The 3,149-nt window shown below is 75.2% G+C and carries 3 protein-coding genes; 1 reads left to right on the top strand and 2 read right to left on the bottom strand.

From position 1 onward, the window contains the following. Nucleotides 1-82: 82 nt before the first annotated feature. Entirely contained in the window at nucleotides 83-832 is a 750-nt protein-coding gene (locus AB0M52_RS32630; protein WP_363961642.1) for an SIS domain-containing protein, read from the bottom strand. Further along, the gene (locus tag AB0M52_RS32625) at nucleotides 829-1,791 is read right to left on the bottom strand and encodes a MurR/RpiR family transcriptional regulator (RefSeq protein ID WP_363961640.1); all 963 of its coding nucleotides are present in this window, start codon (nucleotides 1,789-1,791) and stop codon (nucleotides 829-831) included. The genes AB0M52_RS32630 and AB0M52_RS32625 overlap by 4 nt, the downstream gene beginning before the upstream one ends. Before the next feature lie 190 nt (nucleotides 1,792-1,981). On the opposite strand from AB0M52_RS32625, the gene AB0M52_RS32620 reads away from it, so the two are divergent. Beyond that, nucleotides 1,982-2,971 (top strand): BadF/BadG/BcrA/BcrD ATPase family protein, encoded by a 990-nt coding sequence (locus AB0M52_RS32620; RefSeq protein ID WP_363961638.1) that lies wholly within the window; start codon nucleotides 1,982-1,984, stop codon nucleotides 2,969-2,971. The last annotated feature ends 178 nt before the right edge of the window (nucleotides 2,972-3,149 follow it).

The following is a 3,149-nucleotide window of genomic DNA, read 5'->3' as shown; positions in this document are numbered from 1 at the left end:
GCGGCCGCCGCGCGGCGCAGCAGGGTCCGGCGGTCGAGGTCGGGATTAACGGACATCGTGTGACTCTCCTTGTGGTGTCGGGTCAGGCGGTGCGCCGGAGACGTCCGGCGTACCGCGACTCGAGGGCGAGGTTGTGCTCGTCCCCACCGGGGACGTTGGCGGAGAGGTAGATAGGGGGCGCCTCTCCGGCCTGGTGGAACCGTCGTACGACCTCCGCCGTCAGCAGCTGCGCCAGCAGCGCCGCGGTGACCGAGGAGACCGCACAGACCGCGCCGCCGCCCTCGAGCGGCAGCAGTGCGTCGCCGTACGGCGCGCCGTTGTCCAGCACGACGTCGGCGAGATCGGCGAGCCGAAGGCCGGACGGATGCCGCGGGGCGACCCGTGCGGTGTGCTCGACCGAGGTGACCGCGATCAACGGGTGACCGCGTCCGGTGGCCAGCAGAGCCAGTTCGACCACCGAGCCGTTTATGCCGGACTGGGACGCCACCACGAACACGTCCCGCGGCTGCGGTGCGGCGAGCGCGTAGAGCTGGTGCGCGATGGCCGGGTCCCGCTCCAGCTTCGGATCGGCGAGCACGTCGCGCGGGGCGTCGCCGTGCAGCACCAGGTCGTGGATGGACAGCCGGTTGGTGGGGACCAGTCCGCCGGCCCGGGCGACCAGCTCGGCGGCGAACGCCTCGGAGTGGCCGGCACCGAACGCCTGGAGCACCCCGCCGCCGCGCAGGCTGGCGGCGATCAGGTCGGCGGCCCGGCCGAGCGGCTCGGCCTCCCGGTCGACGAGGCGGTCGAGGACCGGTCGGACGGCGTTCGCGTACCCCTGGGCACTGATCATGTGGCGGCTCCCCTCGCGGCCTTGTGTCCGTCGACGGCCTGGGCGGTGCGCCGGAAGGCCGCGTGGGCGCGATCATGGGTGCGCTGGGCGACGGCGATGTAGAGCAGGTCGAGCACGACCAGCTGCGGGTGCCGGGCCGACAGCGCGTCCGGCCGGAAGGTGGTGGCGTGACTGGCGGTGAGCAGGACGATGTCGGCCAGCTCGGCCAGCGGCGAGCGGCGGAAGCCGGTCAGGGCGATGGTGGTCGCACCCCGGCTGCCGCCCTCGGCGAGCATCTCGATGGCCTCCCGGGTCTGGCCGCTGTGCGAGATACCCAGCGCGACGTCGCCCGGGCGCAGCAGCGCGGCGGCGGCGAGCCCGGAGTGCACGTCGTTCCACGCCCACGCGGCCACCCCGATGCGGTGCAGGCTGAACTGCATCTCCTCGCCGACCAGAGCGCTGCCGCTGGCGCCGAAGATGTTCACCCGGCTGGCCCCGGCGATGGCCACCGCGGCCCGTTCCACCTCGCCGAGGTCGAGCAGCGCGGCGGTGTCGTGCATGGCCCGGGTGTCGGCGGCCATGATCTGCTCTAACACCCGTTCGAGCGGGTCGCCGGGTTGGATCTCACGTCCGATGTCGACGGTCCAGCCGGCCGAGCGGGCCCGGCCGGTCTCGGCGGCGATCCCCAGCCGCAGGTCGGCGTACCCGTCGAAGCCCATCGCCCGGCAGAAGCGGGTGACCGTGGCCGGTGAGGTGCCGCTGCGTTCGGCCAGCTCGACGATGGTGGCCCGGGCCGCCGCCTCCGGGTCGCTGAGGACGTGCTCAGCGACCCGGCGCAGCGCGCCGGTCAACTCGTCGGCGCCGGTGCGCACCCGGGCCAGCACTCCGTCGGACGCGACGCCCAGGGCGCCCCGCCGGTCAACCCCGACAGCGTCGGCCACCGCGGTGCCCGCGGAGGTGTCCGCCTCGTGATCAACCATGGGACGCCTTTCAAAAAAGACTGTTAACTGTTAGTGGTAAAAGTTCTTACTGAAGCCACCTCCATGTCAAGACCGTGGGCGAAGTTTTCAAACTGTTACCTGGCGCACACTCTGCGGCCGGACCCGCCCCTTGCTCTCGACCGCCACCACGACCAGCATGAATGCAAGATCGATCAAGGAGGTGGCGCCCGTGTCCGGCACCGTCGTGGTCGGCCTCGATGTCGGTGGTACGTCCACCCGCGCCCTCGCGGTGACGCTCGACGGCGAACGGCTCGGCACCGGCCGGGCCGGCGGCGGCAACCCCACCAGCCACGGCGCCGCGCAGGCGGCCCGAGAACTCCGTACCGCCCTGGGACAGGCGCTCGCCAACGTCGACCCGGCCCAGGTGCGGGCCGGCGCGATCGGGCTGGCCGGGGCAGGCCGACTGCTCGCCGACCCGGCCGGCCGGGCCGCCTTCGACGACGCCTGGCAGGCCGCCGGCCTACGCTGCCCGTACGAGGTGCACGGCGACGCCCTGATCGCGTACGCCTCGGGCACCGCCAGCCCCGCGGGCACCGTGCTCGTCGCCGGCACCGGGGCGATCGCCGCGCAGGTACGCGAACTGCGGCTGCACCGCGTCGCCGACGGCCATGGCTGGCTGCTCGGCGACACCGGATCCGGCTTCTGGCTCGGCCACCAGGCGGTACGCCGACTGCTCGCCGCCCTGGACGCCGGCACCGACCCGGGTGACCTCGGTCGACGGGTCCTCGCCGAACTGGCCGGCTCCGCCGAGGTGGCCACCCGACCTCGGGACACCGTCGACGCGCTCATCCAGACCGTCACCCGCCGCCCCCCGGTGCAACTGGCCCGACTCGCCCCGCTCGTGGTCGACGCCGCCGTCGCCGGCGACCCGACCGGCGCCGCGCTGATCGCCGAGGCCGGCGCACACCTGGCCGCCACGGCCAGCCGGATCCGCCCGGCCGGCGAGGCCACCCCCCTGGTACTCGGCGGCGGGCTACTGACCGGCGACACACCCCTGGCCGCCGCAGTCCGCGCCGAGGCCGGGCGACGCTGGCCGGACGCCCCACTGAGCCCGGCCGGCGACGGGCCCGCCGCCGCGGCCTGGCTCGCCGCCCGCACCCTCCCCGAGGCGACCGACCCGACCACCCTGCACGCCCGCCTGGTCCCCCCGACCGCCTGAGGCCGCACACCCGCCCCGGCGGTCGCCGGCCTCGCCGAGGCGCGCGAGCGCCCGCCCCAAACCCCACACCCCGCACCGCCGCACTCCCCCGCGCCCCGCACCACCCGCGCGCCCCGCACCGCCGCACCACCCACGGCCACACGCCGCACCACCCGCACCCCGCCCCGCCGCGCCCCCC

This window comes from Micromonospora sp. NPDC051296 (genome assembly GCF_040682255.1).
Classification (GTDB): Bacteria; Actinomycetota; Actinomycetes; order Mycobacteriales; family Micromonosporaceae; genus Micromonospora; species Micromonospora craterilacus.
Note: the sequence above shows the minus strand (reverse complement) of the source record. Positions and strands in the feature narration are given on the sequence as shown.